Genomic DNA, 18521 nt, shown 5'->3' on the forward strand with positions numbered 1-18521 from the left:
ATACAGCCAACACGACTCATATCAAATCTATGTGGTGGCGCCCTTAGCGCGCTTTTTCTTCACATCACAATCACCAAAACTAAACCAAAAAAGGAATTATATGTATCCAACGCTTGAAACATTGCGCGCAATGCCAAATCTCTCGCAATATAAGCGCGTACCTCTAAGCAAAGAGATTTATGCTGATTTTATCACGCCAATTGAGGCTATGCGCATCCTAAAAACCCACAGCATTGCATGTTTTTTGCTTGAGAGTGTCGAGCAAAAACACTGGGGGCGATATAGTTTTTTGGGCTACAATCCCACTTTGGAACTCACCTCTAGCAGAGGTCAAACCATGCTAAAAGACAAAAATGGCACGAAGGTTTTAGATGATGATCCCAAAAAAATCATTCGCGAGATTCTAGAGTGCCACAAAAGCCCTATTTTAGAGCATTTACCACCTTTTAGTGGCGGACTTGTAGGATATTTTGCCTATGATTATATCCGCTACAATGAGCCAAAACTTGACTTTACGACCACAGACAAAGACTTTGTCGATGTGGATTTAATGCTATTTAATAATGTGATTGTATTTGATCATTTTAAGCAAAAAATTATCTTAATCACAGGTATGATGCTAGATTCTGCCACAGATGTAAAATCTTTAGAATCCTCTTACAATGACGCGCACAAAGAGCTAAAATCCATGCACGACTTATTAAAATCCACGCAAAAAAATCATATCGCGCCTTTTGTGCTAGATTCTGCAATAAAGCATGATTTCTCGCAAGCACAATATATGCAGATGGTAGAAAAAGCCAAGCACTACATTTATGAGGGCGATATTTTTCAAGTCGTGCTCTCAAATCCTATGCGTGCAAAGGCGAGCGGAAGCCTCTTTGATGTATATCGCGTGCTAAGATCTACCAATCCTTCGCCCTATATGTTTTATTTTTCAAGCTCCAAGGTTGAAATCGCCGGCGCCTCGCCTGAGACACTCCTAAAACTCGAGGATTCTAAGCTTTATACATATCCACTTGCAGGAAGTAGGCGAAGAGGAAATGATGAGATTGAAGACATCGCCCTAGAGCGCGAACTTTTGAGTGATGAAAAAGAGCTAGCTGAGCATAATATGCTTGTAGATTTGGGGCGAAATGATGTAGGCAGGGTCGCGAAATTTGGAAGCGTGAAGGTTGAAAAATACCAAAACATCGAGCGATATTCACATATTATGCATATTAGCTCGACAATTTCTGGAATCTTGCAAGATGACAAAGACGCACTTAGCGCACTTGATGCGATTTTGCCTGCTGGCACACTCTCTGGTGCGCCAAAAATCCGCGCTTGTGAAATCATAAATGAGCTAGAAGATCGTTCGCGCGGAATCTATGGTGGCGCGATAGGCTATCTTGATTTTGCTGGAAATATGGATATGTGTATTTCTATCCGCCTTATTTACAAGAAAAATGATGAAATCTGTATCCAATCAGGTGCTGGAATCGTCTATGATAGCGACCCAAAAAGTGAATTTGACGAATGTGCCAAAAAAGCACAAGCAATCATCGAAGCACTCAAAATCGCCCAAAATGGAATCGATGATTTTAATGCTTTTGACGATTCTAGCACTCCAAAATCAAATCGGGGCAAAGATGATTTTACTAATCGATAATTATGATAGCTTTTCATACAACCTCTATCAGCTCATAGGAAGCATAGAGCCAAATATAAAAGTCATTCGCAATGATGAGCTAAATATCGCACAGATTGAGGCACTCGCGCCAACTCTCATCGTGCTATCTCCCGGACCAAAAAAGCCTCAAGATTCTGGAATCTGCATTGAGGTAATCCAAAAGCTAGGAGGCAAGATTCCCATTTTTGGCGTCTGCCTTGGACATCAAGCCATTTGTATCGCATTTGGCGGAGAAGTGAGCTATGCCAACAAAGTCATGCATGGTAAAACCTCGATGATTGAGGTAGATTCTGCTTCGATTCTATTTGCAGGCTTAGGGCAATCTATCCAAGTAGCGCGCTATCATTCGCTCATCGCCACAAAGATTCCACCATGCCTAAAAATCACAGCAAAGACGAGTGATGGCGAAATCATGGCACTAGAGCATAAAAAATTTCCCATTTTTGGCGTGCAGTTTCACCCAGAATCTATCCTCACGCCATTTGGTGAAAAAATCATCGAAAATGTGATACATTTCGCGCAAAATAGGAAATCTAAATGCAAAACAAACTAAATGAAGCAAAAACAAAAGATATGGCGATAAAAAAAGCAATAATAGAGCTCACGCAAAAGCACAATTTATCGCAAGATATGGCATTTGCTGTAATGAATGAGATTATGCAAGGGCTTGCTAGCCCTGTGCAAATCTCTGCGTATCTCACAGCACTTAGTATGAAAGGTGAAAATATCGATGAGATCACTGCTAGCGCACTTAGTATGCGAGCGCATTGCGTGAGGCTCTTGCATGATATGGACGCGCTTGAGATCGTAGGCACAGGAGGCGATCATTCAAATTCATTTAATATCTCTACAACTGCAGCACTTATCGTCTCATCAGCAGGAGTAAAAGTCGCAAAGCATGGTAATCGCGCCGCCTCGTCTAAATGTGGCGCAGCTGATGTGCTTGAGGCTCTTGGCGTAAATATCACGATCCCTCCAGAAAAAAGCAAAGAATTGCTAGAATCAATAAATATTTGCTTTCTTTTTGCGCAAAATTACCATATCGCGATGAAATATGTAGCCCCTATCAGAAAAGAGCTTGGAATCCGCACGATTTTTAATATCTTAGGACCGCTCTCAAACCCAGCAGGCGCAAATATGGAACTCCTCGGCGTGTATGATGAAAGCCTAGTAGAGCCGATGGCAAAAGTCATGCAAAATCTTGGTGTCAAAAGAGGAATGGTTGTCTATGGTATGGATAAAATCGATGAAATCTCACTCTCAAGCGAGACAAAAATCGCTGAAATAAATAAAAATGAGCTAAAATTTTATACTTTTCACCCGCGCGATGCGGGCTTTAGCCTGTGTGATAAAAGTGATTTAGTAGGAGGCGACGCAACACAAAATGCAAAAATCATAAGAGAGATTTTAGAAGGTAAAGAAAAAGGTGCAAAACGCGATGTCGCCACACTCAATGCAGGTGCAGCACTCTATATCGCAGGCATGGCAAAAAGCATAGAATCTGGCGTGCGAATGGCAGAAAAACAAATCGATAATAAGCTTGCACTCGCGCAACTTGAACGTTTCATAAAAGAGAGCAACAAATGAATCCACAAATTAATATCTTAGATAAAATTGTAGAATCCACAAAAGTGCGTATAGATGGGCAAAAACAAAAGATCTCACTTGCAAAAATGGAGCAAATCGCAAGAGCTGACACACTCAATATTCCATTTGCATTTGAAAAAGCCCTAAGCACGTCAAAAACGCATTCTGCGAAAAATCACCCAATGCACTTCATCTGTGAAGTCAAAAAAGCCTCGCCCTCAAAAGGTATCATAGCCCATGATTTTCCATACAAAAATATCGCGCTAGAGTATGAGAATGCCGGTGCTAGTGCGATTTCTTGTCTCACAGAGCCTCATTTTTTTCAAGGAAGCGATACATATCTTTGCGACATCAAGCAAATCGTGCAGATTCCGCTCTTGCGAAAAGATTTTATCATCGATGAATATATGATTTATCAGGCAAAAGCCATTGGTGCAGACGCGATTTTGCTTATCGCGGCGATTTTAGATAGAGAGCAGATGAGAGATTATTTTGCGCTTGCAAATGAGCTTGGGCTCTCGACATTATTTGAGACACATGATGAGGGTGATTTGCAAAAAGTGCTTGATTGCAAAGGGCGCATAATTGGGGTCAATAATAGAGATCTAAGGACTTTTAAAGTCGATATAAATACAACGATACATTTGCGCCCACTTGTGCCAAAAGATTGCATTTTTGTAAGTGAAAGTGGAATCCACACAAAAGAAGACATCGCTAAGCTAAGTGTGCATGATGTAGATGCTGTGCTTATTGGTGAGGGGCTTATGAGTGTAGAAGATAAACGTGCAAAATTGCAAGAATTACAAAGCAGAATCTAGAATCTTAAAGATAGAATCTAAAGGAGAAGTGTTTGAAAATCAAAACTTGCGGGCTATTTCGCGAAGAAGACATAGAATACGCAAATATTTTGCAGCCTGATTTTATAGGTTTTGTCTTTGCAAAAAGTAGGCGCGAGGTGGATTTTGGCATGGCAAAAAAGCTAAAATCACGCCTAAATAGCAACATCAAAGCTGTGGGTGTATTTGTCGATACACCGATAGAATTAATATATAAAGCACTAGATTCTAAAATCATTGATATAGTCCAGCTTCATGGAGGACAAAGCGCAGAATTTATCGCGGATCTAAAAGCCAAAATTAAAGCAAAAATTATCTATGTTATAAATATGACAAATTTAGATTCTATTGATTATACCAAATGCGATTTAGTGGATTTTTTGCTCCTTGATAGCGCGCAAGGTGGCTCAGGAAAGTGCTTTGATTGGAATCTATTAAAAAATATACATCTCCCAAAGCCATATTTTTTAGCCGGCGGAATCAATAAAGAGAATCTAGCGCAAGCAATGGCATTCAATCCCTATGGTATTGATGTTTCAGGAGGGCTAGAGCATGAAGGAAAAAAGGATTTTTCTAAAATGAAAGAGATTATCTCGCGAGTTAGGCGATATAAAAGCGATATAAAGCAATAAAGGAGCGATGATGAAAAATGCGTATTTTGGAAAATATGGGGGTTGTTTTATTCCAGAGACATTAATGAGTGCGGTGCTTGAGCTTGAGAGTGCATATCTAGCGTATAAAAATGATCCAAATTTCAATAAAGAATTAGTAGATTTATTTAATAATTATGCTTCGCGTCCTTCAGCACTTTATTTTGCTCCTCGTATGAGCGCAGACCTTGGCGCAAAAATCTATCTCAAACGCGAAGATCTAAACCACACAGGATCACACAAGATAAATAATGTCTTAGGGCAAGTATTGCTCGCCAAAAAAATGGGAAAAACGCGCATTATCGCAGAAACGGGCGCAGGACAGCATGGCGTAGCGACTGCGACTGCGTGTGCGTTGCTAGATATGGAGTGCGAGATCTTTATGGGTGAGGAGGATACCAAGCGTCAGGCACTCAATGTCTATAAAATGAAACTACTTGGAGCAAAGGTGCATGCTGTTAGTAGTGGCACTGCGACATTAAAAGATGCCGTCTCACAAGCGCTTAGAGAATGGAGCAGCAGGATTGATGATACGCATTATGTCGTGGGCTCTGTGATGGGTCCTTATCCGTTTCCTATGATTGTGCGCGATTTTCAAGCTGTAATCTCAAAAGAGATAAAAAGCCAAATCTTAACACTTGAAAAAAGACTGCCTGATATGGTCGTAGCATGCGTGGGTGGAGGCTCAAATGCTATCGGTGCGTTTTATCACTTCATCGATGATAAAGAAGTGCAACTCATCGGCTGTGAGGCAGCAGGAATAGGAATAGACACACCCAAAAATGCAGCAAGTATCGCAACAGGAAGAGTTGGAATCTTTCATGGTATGAAGTCATATTTTTGTCAAGATGATTGCGGGCAGATCGCGCCTGTGTATTCGATCTCTGCGGGGCTTGACTATCCGGGCATTGGTCCAGAGCATGCGTATCTAGCAGATACCAAACGCGCGCAATACTACCCCATAAGCGACAAAGAAGCCCTAGAGGCGTTTTTTTATCTATCAAAAATCGAGGGCATTATTCCAGCCATTGAAAGTGCGCATGCGATTGCCTATGTGATGAAAGAAGCACAGAATCTAAAAGACAAAATCATCGTCATAAACCTTTCGGGCAGAGGCGATAAAGACTGCGCGGCAGTGGCACGAATACAAGGAGAAAATATCTATGAGTAATTTATACAAAGCCTTTGGGCGAGGGGATTTAAAATATGGCGATTTGAAATATGGCAAGGCATTTATTCCATTTATCACTTGTGGCGATCCAGATCTCGCCACCACGGAAAAAATCATCTATGCGATGGCAAAAAATGGCGCGAGTCTAATTGAGCTAGGAATTCCATTTTCTGATCCAGTGGCTGAAGGCGTGGTGATACAGGAGGCAAATATGCGCGCGCTAAAAAATGGCGTGAGGGTGGATCATATCTTTGAAATGCTAGATAAAATAAAGCAAAAAATCACCATTCCTATGGCGTTTATGACTTATGCAAATCTTGTGTTTGCCTATGGTAGCGAGAAATTCCTCCAAAATGCCAAAGATGTGGGAATTGGTGGGCTTATCTTGCCTGATGTGCCATTTGAGGAAAAGGGCGAGTTTGAGCCAATTTGCGTAAAAAATGACATTGATCTCATCTCTTTCATTGCGCCGACTTCAAAAGATCGTATAGAAATGATCGCAAAAGAAGCAAAAGGCTTTATTTATTGTGTCTCATCACTTGGTGTAACAGGTGTGCGAAAGCACATAAGCACCGACATAAAAAGTATCATTAAATGCGCGCGAGAAGTAAGCAAAATCCCTGTGGCTGTGGGCTTTGGCATAGAATCCCCAAGCCAAGCAAAAGAGATAGCAGAATATGCCGATGGAGTGATCGTAGGTAGCGCGATAGTCAAGCTCTGCGCGAAATATGGAGAAAAAAGCCCAGAGTATATCGGCAAGTATGTAAAAGAAATGCGCAAAGCACTTGGGTGATTTGAATTTGTGAGAATATAGAGCGGTAACAAGCATAGTAAAAGCCAAATAAATGGCAAAGATTGGGTTGCCACCGCTTAAATTCCAGCACAAACAATCACGCGATAAATTTATTTAAAAAGCACTCAAATCTTTAAACCAACAAACAATCAAAAATATTTCTAAAGAATCCATTAAAAAACTAAATTACCTTAACAAAAAATATTCAAATAAGTAGCTTTCAAACTCATTAGTAACTAATCACAATCTCAAACCAAGTATTCTCAAGGAATCTAACAAACAGAACAATCAATACGAAACTAAAAATCCAAATCTTTGTAGCAAATCAATCAACACTATCTTAAATCCATAAAACCAAACAAATTCAATCAAACAACCAAAAGCAAACAGCAAGATTCTATATAACGAAGTAAAAAATAAGTAAAAAGAAGAATCTCCCTATCCCTGCATCGACCTACATTCCCACACTTGCAAAGTGCAGTATCATCGGCGAAGAGGAGCTTAACTGCTAGGTTCGGAATGGAGCTAGGTGTTGCCTCCTCTCTATAGACACAAGGAAAAGGGAAATAAAGACAAATAAAGCTTACAAGATAGCTTTGAGAATCTAAAAGCTTCAAGCCTAAGATGAAAGCTAGATTTAAAAGCCTAAAGCTTCTCTAAAAGATTGGATTCATAAGAATGAGATTCTAAGGATTGCTCTTTATACCTAAAGTTTTAAACTCTTATCTCTTTGATTAGGCTTTTTATAAAAGCTTTAACTCTAAAAAGTCTGTTAAAACTTTTGCAATGCTTTTTAGAGTTTATAGCTAGATTGTATGGCTTCCATAGAATCTACACAGAATCTAAGACTCTCTACAAGCAAAAACTTTAAAGCTTCAAGATTTTAGAATCTCTTACATCTTTGACTCTCAAACCTTAAAAAGTTAAAACGACTCTTTGACTACAGAAGAATCTCTTAAAGCTCTAAGCACTAGATTCTTGTAAGCTCTAATCTAAGATTCTAGAATCTACAATTTGCTTTTGAGATTCTATAAATCTAAAACTCATAGAATCTAAAATCTAAGAATCTACTTTGAATCTATTTGCCCTTATTTCCATTTTCCAAAGGTGAATTTTATTTGTCAATAACCTATAAGTATAGAGAACACACTCAATAAGGCAGTGTATCTTTAGATACATGTTTATTTATCTTATGATAAACAATAAGCCAAGCGGTCTATTAGTAGTAGTCAGCTAAACACATTACTATGCTTACACATCTACCCTATCAAGCAGCTAGTCTTGCTGCGACCTTCAGGGAGAGTTCATCTTGGAGTTGGCTTCCCGCTTAGATGCTTTCAGCGGTTATCACATCCATGCGTAGCTACCCAGCGATGCCCTTGGCAGGACAACTGATACACCAGTGGCATGTCCATCCCGGTCCTCTCGTACTAGGGACAGCTCTCCTCAACTCTCCTACGCCCACGGCAGATAGTGACCGAACTGTCTCACGACGTTCTGAACCCAGCTCGCGTACCGCTTTAAATGGCGAACAGCCATACCCTTGGGACCTGCTCCAGCCCCAGGATGCGATGAGCCGACATCGAGGTGCCAAACCTCCCCGTCGATGTGAGCTCTTGGGGGAGATCAGCCTGTTATCCCCGGGGTACCTTTTATCCTTTGAGCGATGACCCTTCCACACAGAATCACCGGATCACTATGACCGACTTTCGTCTCTGCTCGACTTGTTTGTCTTACAGTCAGGCTGGCTTATGCCATTACACTCTACTTGCGATTTCCAACCGCAATGAGCCAACCTTTGCAAGCCTCCGTTACTTTTTAGGAGGCGACCGCCCCAGTCAAACTACCCACCAGACATTGTCCTGCTAGAGGATAACTCTAGCCAGTTAGCAGACAGAAACATTAAGGGTGGTATCTCAAGGGTGGCTCCATCTCCACCGGAGTGAAGATTTCAAAGCCTCCCACCTATCCTGCGCATAATATTCCCATCGGCAGTGCCAAGCTGTAGTAAAGGTCCACGGGGTCTTTCCGTCTTGCCGCGGGTAGGAGGAATTTTCACCTCCACTACAATTTCACTGAATCCCTGGTTGAGACAGCTCCCATCTCGTTACGCCATTCATGCAGGTCGGTATTTAACCGACAAGGAATTTCGCTACCTTAGGACCGTTATAGTTACGGCCGCCGTTTACTCGGGCTTCAATTCAACGCTTTGAGTTGCCTCTAACGAATCCTCTTAACCTTCGAGCACCGGGCAGGCGTCACACCTTATACTTCCTCTTACGAGTTTGCAAAGTGCTGTGTTTTTGGTAAACAGTCGGGAGGGACTCTTTGCTGAGACCTACTTGCGTAGGCACACCTTATCGCGAACTTACGGTGCTAGTTTGCAGAGTTCCTTAACCAGAGTTCTTTCACGCGCCTTAGAATACTCATCTCATCTACCTGTGTCGGTTTGCGGTACGGGCAACCATTGTTAAACTTAGAGGCTTTTCTTGGCACGACGGCATCAGCGATACTCCCCTTGGTCCGAAGACCGCAAGAAGCTATTGGAGTTTCAAATACAAGGGCGGATTTGCCTATCCCTCAATTTACACTCTTAAGTTAGCACTTCCATCCGCTAACATCGCTTAGCCCTATGCGTCCCCCCATCGCGCACAATGGTTGGTATAGGAATATTAACCTATTTCCCATCGCCTACCCCTTTCGGACTTGGCTTAGGACCCGACTAACCCTACGATGACGAGCATCGCGTAGGAAACCTTAGACTTTCGGCGAAGTGGATTCTCACCACTTTTATCGCTACTCATTCCTGCATGCTCACTTCTATACGCTCCAGCACTTCTTGCCGATATACCTTCAGCGCATATAGAACGCTCTTCTACCACTATGCATCAGCATAATCTACAACTTCGGTGTCTATCTTAGCCCCGTTATATTTTCTGCGCAAAATCACTAGACCAGTGAGCTGTTACGCTTTCTTTAAAGGATGGCTGCTTCTAAGCCAACCTCCTGGTTGTCTGAGTAACTTCACATCATTTTCCACTTAGAATAGAACTTTGGGACCTTAGTTGGTAGTCTGGGTTGTTTCCCTCTTGACGATTGATTTTATCACCCACCGCCTGACTCCCAAGATAGGGCAATAGGTATTCGCAGTTTGACAGGGGTTGGTACCGCGGTGAGCAGCCCTAGCCCAATCAGAGCTCTACCCCCTATTGCTATCACTTGAGGCTATACCTAAATATATTTCGAAGAGAACCAGCTATCACGAAGTTTGTTTGGCCTTTCACCCCTATCCACAGCTCATCCCAGCCCGTTTCAATGGGCACGAGTTCAGTCCTCCGGTGGGTGTTACCCCACTTTCAACTTGGCCATGGATAGATCACTTCGCTTCGGGTCTGCAGCATCTGACTTTAGGCTCCTCATTTATAGTTACTATTGGCTAGAAATTCGGCTTGCACGCAATCTTTACGGGAGCTTGAAAAAATCTTGCTTACATACAAGGAGTATGCTACGCATCGATTTTTTCTGCGCAACCCACAAATCTTACGCACAATCCTAGAATTTCTTGTGTGCGTGTTAGATTCTAAAAATTTAGAATCCTTCTACACTCTCTTAAGTTTCTTAAGACTTTAAGATTCTATCTTTACGATAAAAGAATCCAAAATAACTATAAAAGAGGAGCCTGCGCCCTTTCAGACTCGCTTTCGCTACGGCTTCGCGTTTGCTTAACCTTGCCAGATACCACAACTCGCAGGATCATTATGCAAAAGGCAGTCCATCACCCTGATAAATCATAGGGCTCTGAATGATTGTAGGCAAATGGTTTCAGGTTCTATTTCACTCCGCTCACTGCGGTTCTTTTCACCTTTCCCTCACGGTACTTGTTCGCTATCGGTGTGATAGGAGTATTTAGGGTTGGAGAGTGGTCTCCCCTGCTTCAGTCCGGATTTCACGTGTCCTGACCTACTCTGGATACTGCTACCTATAAAAATCCTTTCGCATACGGGGCTATCACCCTTTATAGCGGAATTTTCCAAATCCTTCTGCTAGAATTTCTAAGTGGATATTGCAGTCCTCAACCCCGAATGCAAGCATTCGGTTTGCCCTCTTCCCCGTTCGCTCGCCGCTACTAAGAGAATCTCATTACGATTTCTTTTCCTCTAGCTACTGAGATGTTTCACTTCGCTAGGTTCGCTCCTATTATGGTAATGCGTATTGCTACGCATTGGGTTGCCCCATTCGGAAATCTATGGATCAAAGCTTCTTGACAGCTCCCCATAGCTTATCGCAGTCTAGTACGTCCTTCATCGCCTCTATCACCCAAGGCATCCACCATTTGCCCTTGAAAGCTTATTGTAAGAAACTAAGCTTTTGCTCTTAGTTTCAAGCTTTTCAGATTGATAAAACTATGTATTCTAAAGATCACTGCCTTATTGAATGTGTTACAAACAATAAGGTGAGTATTGTAGTCTATAATCATTTAGGCTATTGACAATATAATGTTAAATAACACTTAGACAAAAGTCTAATAAGAATCTTTATAAATCTTTTAGTTCTAAAGACTCTTATTAAACTTTTTTCTTTGCTTTAGTATTTCAATGTATTGCATTTATTTTTGATTTCTTGTTTGATACATTCTTTATGCATTTTATATTAGATATTTTATCTCTTTCCTTGGATTTGTTTTTCTTTAATTTGTTTTTTTATCTTTTGTGCTTCCTTTTTTTATTTTTTATTTTTTGATTTGATGTTTTTGTGATTTTTTGAATTGCTTGATTCTTTAAATTCTTTGATGGCTTTTATTTATGTTTTTCATAAATTTTAATATTCAAAGCAATCATAAAATACTCTACAATACCCTGCAATCCTTCTATATCTCTAAAACTCAAATCCAAATCTCAAATAAAAATGTGGTGGAGAATAGCGGGATCGAACCGCTGACCTCCTGCGTGCAAAGCAGGCGCTCTCCCAGCTGAGCTAATTCCCCTTATGGTGGGCTTAGGAGGACTTGAACCTCCGACCTCACCCTTATCAGGGGTGCGCTCTAACCACCTGAGCTATAAGCCCCTTTTTATAATTGATGCTAAGCGATGATAATCTCTGAAAACTAAGCAAGAATCTTTAAATGTTGCATACTTCATAGCCAAAGGTTTAGGTATGTCTAAACAAATAGGGCATACCATTTCTCTAGAAAGGAGGTGATCCAACCGCAGGTTCACCTACGGTTACCTTGTTACGACTTCACCCCAGTCGCTGCATCCGCCGTGGACGGTAGCCAATTTAGCATTCCGGCTTAGGGCGAATACAACTCCCATGGTGTGACGGGCGGTGAGTACAAGACCCGGGAACGTATTCACCGCAACATTGCTGATTTGCGATTACTAGCGATTCCAGCTTTATGTAGTCGAGTTGCAGACTACAATCCGAACTGAGAGGCGTTTTGGAGATTTGCTCCATCTCGCGATATTGCTTCTCTTTGTGCACCCCATTGTAGCACGTGTGTAGCCCTAGGCGTAAGGGCCATGATGACTTGACGTCGTCCTCACCTTCCTCCTCCTTGCGAAGGCAGTCTCCTTAGAGTGCTCAGCCGAACTGCTAACAACTAAGGACGAGGGTTGCGCTCGTTGCGGGACTTAACCCAACATCTCACGACACGAGCTGACGACAGCCGTGCAGCACCTGTTTTCAAGCTCTGGCAAGCCAGCACTCCGCTATCTCTAGCAGATTCTATCAATGTCAAGCCTAGGTAAGGTTCTTCGCGTAGCTTCGAATTAAACCACATGCTCCACCGCTTGTGCGGGTCCCCGTCTATTCCTTTGAGTTTTAATCTTGCGACCGTACTCCCCAGGCGGAATGCTTAATGCGTTAGCTGCATTACTGCCCTGACGAGCAGGGCAACAACTAGCATTCATCGTTTAGGGCGTGGACTACCAGGGTATCTAATCCTGTTTGCTCCCCACGCTTTCGTGCATGAGCGTCAGTAATGTTCCAGTAGGTCGCCTTCGCAATGAGTATTCCTCTTGATCTCTACGGATTTTACCCCTACACCAAGAATTCCACCTACCTCTCCCACACTCTAGAATAGCAGTTTCAAATGCAGTTCTATGGTTAAGCCATAGCATTTCACATCTGACTTGCTATCCCGCCTGCGCACTCTTTACGCCCAGTGATTCCGAGTAACGCTTGCACCCTCCGTATTACCGCGGCTGCTGGCACGGAGTTAGCCGGTGCTTATTCGTTAGATACCGTCATAATCTTCTCTAACAAAAGGAGTTTACAATCCTAAAACCTTCATCCTCCACGCGGCGTTGCTGCTTCAGGGTTTCCCCCATTGAGCAATATTCCCTACTGCTGCCTCCCGTAGGAGTCTGGACCGTGTCTCAGTTCCAGTGTGTCCGTTCACCCTCTCAGGCCGGATACCCGTCATAGCCTTGGTGAGCCATTACCTCACCAACAAGCTGATAGGACATAGACCAATCCTTTAGCGGAGACTCTTAATAAAAAATTCATGCTTTAGAATTTGACTTGCACGCAATCTTTGCAAGATTCTGCGAAAAAGGCTTGGTCATTACCGCTTAGGTAACTCCCTGCACCTTTTTCTTGAAAACTTGCAAATCTTACGCACAATCCCAATTCTTGCTCTAGATTCTAAAATCCTAATCTTTTACAGAATCTTGAAATTTAGATTCTGTGTTTTGGAGATTCTAGAATTCTAAGATTTTGAGATGATTTTGTGGGTTGCGCAGAAATTTTTAAACAAGATAGAACATTAAAGTTCATCGTAGTTTAAAAATTTCAAGCTCCCGTAAAAGCACTCAAAAGCTTGAATTCTCTATTAAGAGTCCCTTTCTCTCGTAAGAAGTATCCAGTATTAATCACCGTTTCCAGTGGCTATCCTAGACTAAAGGGCATGTTATCTATGCATTACTCACCCGTGCGCCACTAATCCATCTCTAGCAAGCTAGAGACTTCATCGTTCGACTTGCATGTATTAGGCACGCCGCCAGCGTTCACTCTGAGCCAGGATCAAACTCTCCGTAAAAATTACGGGAGGTTGAGCCAAAATAAAATAATGACTGCAAACTCTCCGTAAAAATTTCTTTGGCTTCTGAGCTGATTTTTGGGATTCTGCGAAAAAGGCTTAGTTATTACCGACTAAGGTAACTCCCTGCGCCTTTTTCTTGAAAACCCAAAAATCCTTCTCAAAATCCTTTGAAATTGAATCTAAAAGATTTGTTTCAATTTACAGATTCTGCAAATTTCCTCCAAATCCTTAAGAATTTAGAATCTCAAATGTTTTACTCATTAATAATGACAAAACTTTAAGATTCTAAAATTTTAGAATCCACTTTTAATTCCTAAGAATCACAAGCGAGATTCTATTTGTTTCGGATTATTTGTCCTAATCTCTTTGTCAAATCACAAAACTATTTCCTTTATTCTTAAACTCTAAAGATTAAGACCAAAGTTATAGTCGAGTTGTGTTGTATAGTATAAATGATTCAAAGAGATTTAAGTTGTTAAAACTATAAAAGTATTTACACTTAAATCTTCTTGCTTAGATTTCAAAGATCATTACCGAATTTCATCAATCATTCTTTCATCTTTACATTAGGAATTAGGAATGGATAAAATTAAGTAAAAGAACATCATAAAAAAAGATTAATTCAGAATCCAAAAATGAAAGATACCTCTTTTAATGCAATTTTTAAGAGCAAGAATGTTACACAGGTATGACTTAAAGGTTGCTTAAAATTATTTTTTTCTTTGTCGAGTTGTTTTTGTGATTGGCAAAGATTCTGTGCTCATCATACGCGAAATAAACAAAATACTTAGCGTTACAAACAAAATATTTAAAACAATTTCACTTTGAGTAGAGATATTTTCAAACTCTTCTGTACCTGTAAATGCAGCCCCTTCTTGCTGAATATTGGTAATAGCTGGAGTGTAATATAATGTAAAAAGAAAAATCAAAATAACGCTCAAAATTCCCATACCAAGAGAAAACAACGATTTTTTCGATGAGAGATTAAACATCAATAACTCATAAATCAAAATCAAAATCGCCAAACCATTAAACATATAATTAAAACGCACATACACTTTGCCAAGCAAGATTCCAGAATCATAGCTTGTGATCCCAAGACTCGGAAGATATTGATACGCATTCAAAATCACAGGCGCACTCAAAACATCGCAGGCTAATATCGCACCCACCGCGACTCCAATAGCCCAAAGATAAATACTTCTGACACACAAAGCAAGAATCTTCATTTATTTTCCTTGAAAATTTTTGATTACAATACCACAAAATCATAACAAAAAATCAAAAGAGTTGAAATGAAAATTTTATTAAGTCCGAGCGAAAGCAAGATTCTGCCATCTGTAAATTGTGCTACAAATCCTTCCACAACTCCAACAAGCCTCAAAAATCCCGCAAATATCGTCAAAAACAATCTCTCCACTGACAAAATGTGGGGTGGATTTGACTCAAGGATAAACCACATATGCGCGTATCTCAAAGAGCTAGAGAGTGCAGATGATGAGAATCTCAAAAAAATCTTTGGCTCCAAACATATCCCCATTGACTCCCTTTCTCACTCCCTCAAAATCCTAGAATCTAGCACCACAAAAGCCATTACGCTCTATAATGGCGTAGCTTTTAAGGCACTTGATTTTATGAGTTTAGATTCTGGGGCACAGGATTTTGTGTTAGAAAATGTTTTGATTTTTAGCAATCTCTTTGGAATGGTGCGCGCAAAAGACAATCTGCCGTTTTATCATCTCAACCAAAATTACAAATCTCCCACACTCAATCTCAAAAATCTCTATCACGCCCAATCCCAAGAAATCGATGCATTTCTTGCAAACGAAGATATTATTATTGATTTGCGCGCAGAAATCTACATCAAAGCCTATCCACTTAAACAATCCCACTTTGTCCTCAAAATGCCTGATAAAAAAATCTCTCATCAAGCCAAATTGTATCGCGGAAGTGCATTGAGAGAATTAGCACTTTTTCAAAGCAAACTCCTGTATCCATCAGCCCAAAACACTTCAAATGCAAAAACATCAAACAAAAACTCATCTAATGCCTCATCAAATCAGCTTAAGCAATATCTTCATACTTTTTTTGAGCTAAGATTCTAGATTTTGCTTTTTATAGAATCTAAATTCTCTCTTTTTTGTTATGATTTGAATTTACATCACAAACCAAAAGGACAACACATGAAAAAACCATTTTTGCTCTCATTTTCATCGCTTTTTGCATCGCTTCTTGCGCTTGCAAGCTCTGCTTCAATAGCCTATGCTAGCAATATCACCATAGACAAGTCTTATGTCTTTGCCTCGATTCCGGGCTCAAACAACACCGCAGCCTTTATGTCTATCACCAACAACACGGACTCTCAAATCGCGCTCATTGAAGTAAAAAATTCTCTTGATGTGCCAAGCGAAATCCACGCCCACACCAAAGCAGAATCCAGCCAAACAAACTCAAAAACCCAAAATCCACACCCAAGCGCGCACATGATAAAAATCCCAAAACTTGAAATCCAGCCACACTCACAAATAGAGCTCAAACCCGGCGGTTATCACATTATGCTTATAGGACTCAAGCAAGAGCTAAAAGTCGGTCAAGAGGTTGATTTAGAGCTTACTTTTGATAATGGCGAGACTATTGAGCTTAAGCAAATAAAAGCGATTGATCGAAGTAGCGTGCTTGATACACACAAACCACACAAGCAATAAACAAACCACAACAAAGCGAGTGATAAAGCCACAATGAAAAAGTTTGTGCTCTTAATTTTTGCTCTTTGTGTGGGGATTATTTGCGGGATTTTGGCATGGCAATTACATATCAATATCCAATCAGATTCTAGCCCAGAATCTAGCCTTGATTCTCATCATTGTGTTTTAAACGAAAATGGCGTATGCGAAGTGGAATACAACAATCAAACTTTTCAGATCCAAGCCTCGCCATTTCCTATTGTGGCATTGAAGCCGACAATTTGGACACTCTCAAATCTAAATCTCAACACTCCTACAATTAATGCCAAGATTTATGGAATCAATATGGATATGGGAACGACACAAATTCAATTTCGCAAAACACCGCACAACACTTATGAAGCAAAAGTATTTTTGAGTGCTTGTGTGCTTGAAAGTATGGAATACAGGCTTTCATTTGAAGGGCGGCTCTTAGGCATAAGCGCGGATTTTTATGTCAAAAATAAACACAATCAAATCCTACAAACCTTAAGGAATAAGGAATAAAAATGAATACAACTCTTTTATATCGCGTCGCGATCTTGGCAATTTTAGCAATCTTTATAGGCTGTGATACAAAACAAACCCCCAAACAATCCGACCAAAACACAGATTCCACAGAATCTACAATATCCACAAGCATATCTCACACGCAAACCACACAAGATTCTGCCATAGATTCTACTAGGCAAAATTCCACCACGCAAGATCCCTTAAGCACACATGAGATTCTGCCAAACCCAGAATCTAGCCAAACAACTACGCAAAATAGCCATTTGGATTTAGCCAAAGATTTACCAGAGATTTTTTTGCCAAATGCAGAGATTTCCTCAAATGACAAACCTATACTCATTGTCTTTGGTGCGGATATGTGCCAAGCCTGCGCAAATCTCAAAGATTCCATAGAGCATTCACCTGCCCTCCAAGAACTTTTGTCGCATTATTTTTCATCATATTTTGTCAATCTCTCCACCCAAAAAGACTACAATCTCAAGCTAGAATCCGTGCAACAGCATTTCAAACACCACCAATTACGTGAGTTTTTTCTTATCCAAGCTACGCCGAGTTTTGTATTTTTAGATTCTAGTGGCAAAGAGCTTTTTCGCTACATCGGCGCGATGACTAAATCCCAGCTTAATATCACACTCAATTTTCTCAAAAACAAAAACAACCAAACCCTCACAAAAGAGCAAATTGCACAAAATCTTAGCGATCTATATGCCAAAAACAATTAAAGGAAAACTATGCAATTAGGACTCAACATCGATCATATCGCGACATTACGACAAGCTAGAAAAATCGCCCAGCCCGATCCGCTAGAAGCGGTATTTGTCGCTGCAAATTGTGGAGTGGATCAGATCACTATACATTTGCGAGAAGACAGAAGACATATCCAAGATGAAGATGTGAGAAGTATTATAAAGCATTCGCCCCTGCCTATCAATGTAGAGTGTGCATGCGATGTAAATATAGTTGAGTTTTTGTGTGCGCTCAAACCATTCAAAATCACCCTTGTGCCAGAAAAACGAGAAGAAATCACCACAGAAGGCGGGCTTAATATGAATACACCGCACCTCAAAGACATCATCAAAGAATTTCACAAAAACCACATCAAAGTCGCGACTTTTATCGATCCTAACGAGCAGTCTTTGCTTCTTTCTAAAGAATTTAATGCCAATGGAGTTGAACTTCACACAGGCGAGTATGCCAATATCTCTGCTATGTTGTATTCTTCGCTTCGGACACATACAAACAAAATCCAATCGCTTGATCTCTCACAAACAGAGCTTGAAAGGCAGCTTGAAGTTACGATTACTGCCCTCCAAACTTACGCAAACAAAGCAAATGAGCTTAAATTAGGTGTATTTGCCGGACATGGATTAAATTATCAAAATGTCCAAACAATCGCTAAGATTCCACATATCACAGAGCTAAATATCGGGCATAGCATTATCGCGCGAGCAGTTATTGTCGGGCTAGAATCTGCGATTTGCCAAATGCAAAAATTATTACTTTAAGCTTGCATTACTTTTTAATTGATACAATT

General features: G+C 40.7%; 13 protein-coding genes, 2 tRNA genes and 3 rRNA genes. 12 read left to right on the plus strand and 6 right to left on the minus strand.

The annotated features are described in order from the left end of the window. The first annotated feature begins 100 nt into the window (after positions 1-100). The 7 genes from trpE to trpA are packed head-to-tail and all read left to right on the plus strand — an operon-like array spanning position 101 to position 6709. Positions 101-1651, plus strand: a complete 1551-nt coding sequence (gene trpE, locus DY109_RS09805; protein WP_023946029.1) for an anthranilate synthase component I — start codon at positions 101-103, stop codon at positions 1649-1651. Beyond that, a complete protein-coding gene (locus tag DY109_RS09810) occupies positions 1632-2225 on the plus strand; it encodes an anthranilate synthase component II (RefSeq protein ID WP_023946030.1) in 594 nt (197 codons plus the stop codon). Before trpE ends, DY109_RS09810 begins: the two co-directional genes overlap by 20 nt. Beyond that, positions 2210-3259: an anthranilate phosphoribosyltransferase gene (gene trpD / locus DY109_RS09815; RefSeq protein WP_023946031.1), complete on the plus strand. Its 1050-nt coding sequence runs from the start codon at positions 2210-2212 to the stop codon at positions 3257-3259. The genes DY109_RS09810 and trpD overlap by 16 nt, the downstream gene beginning before the upstream one ends. Continuing rightward, complete coding sequence (gene trpC, locus DY109_RS09820) at positions 3256-4077, plus strand: indole-3-glycerol phosphate synthase TrpC (RefSeq protein WP_023946032.1); 822 nt, start codon at positions 3256-3258, stop codon at positions 4075-4077. The genes trpD and trpC overlap by 4 nt, the downstream gene beginning before the upstream one ends. A 32-nt stretch (positions 4078-4109) precedes the next feature. Then, complete coding sequence (locus tag DY109_RS09825) at positions 4110-4727, plus strand: phosphoribosylanthranilate isomerase (RefSeq protein WP_023946035.1); 618 nt, start codon at positions 4110-4112, stop codon at positions 4725-4727. A 7-nt stretch (positions 4728-4734) separates the two neighbouring features. Continuing rightward, the gene (trpB, locus tag DY109_RS09830) at positions 4735-5916 is read left to right on the plus strand and encodes a tryptophan synthase subunit beta (protein ID WP_200864619.1); all 1182 of its coding nucleotides are present in this window, start codon (positions 4735-4737) and stop codon (positions 5914-5916) included. Beyond that, positions 5909-6709 carry a tryptophan synthase subunit alpha gene (gene trpA, locus DY109_RS09835; protein WP_023946039.1) on the plus strand — a complete coding sequence of 267 codons (801 nt, stop codon included), beginning with the start codon at positions 5909-5911 and terminating at the stop codon, positions 6707-6709. Before trpB ends, trpA begins: the two co-directional genes overlap by 8 nt. 441 nt (positions 6710-7150) lie before the next feature. Here the strand turns inward: trpA and rrf are convergent. The 6 genes from rrf to DY109_RS09865 all read right to left on the minus strand — a co-directional run bounded on the left by rrf (position 7151) and on the right by DY109_RS09865 (position 14980). Next, a 5S ribosomal RNA gene (gene rrf / locus DY109_RS09840) occupies positions 7151-7266 on the minus strand. 641 nt (positions 7267-7907) lie between these two features. Continuing rightward, positions 7908-11062: ribosomal RNA gene (locus tag DY109_RS09845) — 23S ribosomal RNA — on the minus strand. Positions 11063-11617: 555 nt separating this feature from the next. Continuing rightward, a tRNA-Ala gene (locus DY109_RS09850) sits at positions 11618-11693 on the minus strand. Between the two features lie 3 nt (positions 11694-11696). Next, positions 11697-11773 (minus strand) — tRNA-Ile (locus DY109_RS09855). Between the two features lie 124 nt (positions 11774-11897). Beyond that, positions 11898-13748 (minus strand): 16S ribosomal RNA (locus DY109_RS09860). The 16S, 23S and 5S rRNA genes sit together here with 2 tRNA genes alongside, the layout of an rRNA operon. A 713-nt stretch (positions 13749-14461) precedes the next feature. After that, entirely contained in the window at positions 14462-14980 is a 519-nt protein-coding gene (locus DY109_RS09865) for a DUF4149 domain-containing protein (RefSeq protein WP_023949989.1), read from the minus strand. A 66-nt stretch (positions 14981-15046) separates the two neighbouring features. Here DY109_RS09865 and yaaA point away from each other — a divergent pair, with 66 nt between their 5' ends. The 5 genes from yaaA to DY109_RS09890 all read left to right on the plus strand — a co-directional run bounded on the left by yaaA (position 15047) and on the right by DY109_RS09890 (position 18492). Further along, entirely contained in the window at positions 15047-15856 is an 810-nt protein-coding gene (gene yaaA / locus DY109_RS09870; protein WP_023949990.1) for a peroxide stress protein YaaA, read from the plus strand. Between the two features lie 78 nt (positions 15857-15934). Continuing rightward, positions 15935-16456 carry a copper chaperone PCu(A)C gene (locus DY109_RS09875; protein WP_051404682.1) on the plus strand — a complete coding sequence of 174 codons (522 nt, stop codon included), beginning with the start codon at positions 15935-15937 and terminating at the stop codon, positions 16454-16456. Between the two features lie 33 nt (positions 16457-16489). Next, positions 16490-16981, plus strand: coding sequence for a hypothetical protein (locus DY109_RS09880; RefSeq protein WP_023949993.1), 492 nt, complete (start codon positions 16490-16492; stop codon positions 16979-16981). A gap of 2 nt (positions 16982-16983) precedes the next feature. Then, the gene (locus tag DY109_RS09885; RefSeq protein ID WP_023949995.1) at positions 16984-17709 is read left to right on the plus strand and encodes a thioredoxin family protein; all 726 of its coding nucleotides are present in this window, start codon (positions 16984-16986) and stop codon (positions 17707-17709) included. Between the two features lie 9 nt (positions 17710-17718). Continuing rightward, a complete protein-coding gene (locus DY109_RS09890; RefSeq protein WP_023949996.1) occupies positions 17719-18492 on the plus strand; it encodes a pyridoxine 5'-phosphate synthase in 774 nt (257 codons plus the stop codon). Positions 18493-18521: the final 29 nt, after the last annotated feature.

This window comes from Helicobacter fennelliae (assembly GCF_900451005.1).
Taxonomy (GTDB): domain Bacteria; phylum Campylobacterota; class Campylobacteria; order Campylobacterales; family Helicobacteraceae; genus Helicobacter_B; species Helicobacter_B fennelliae.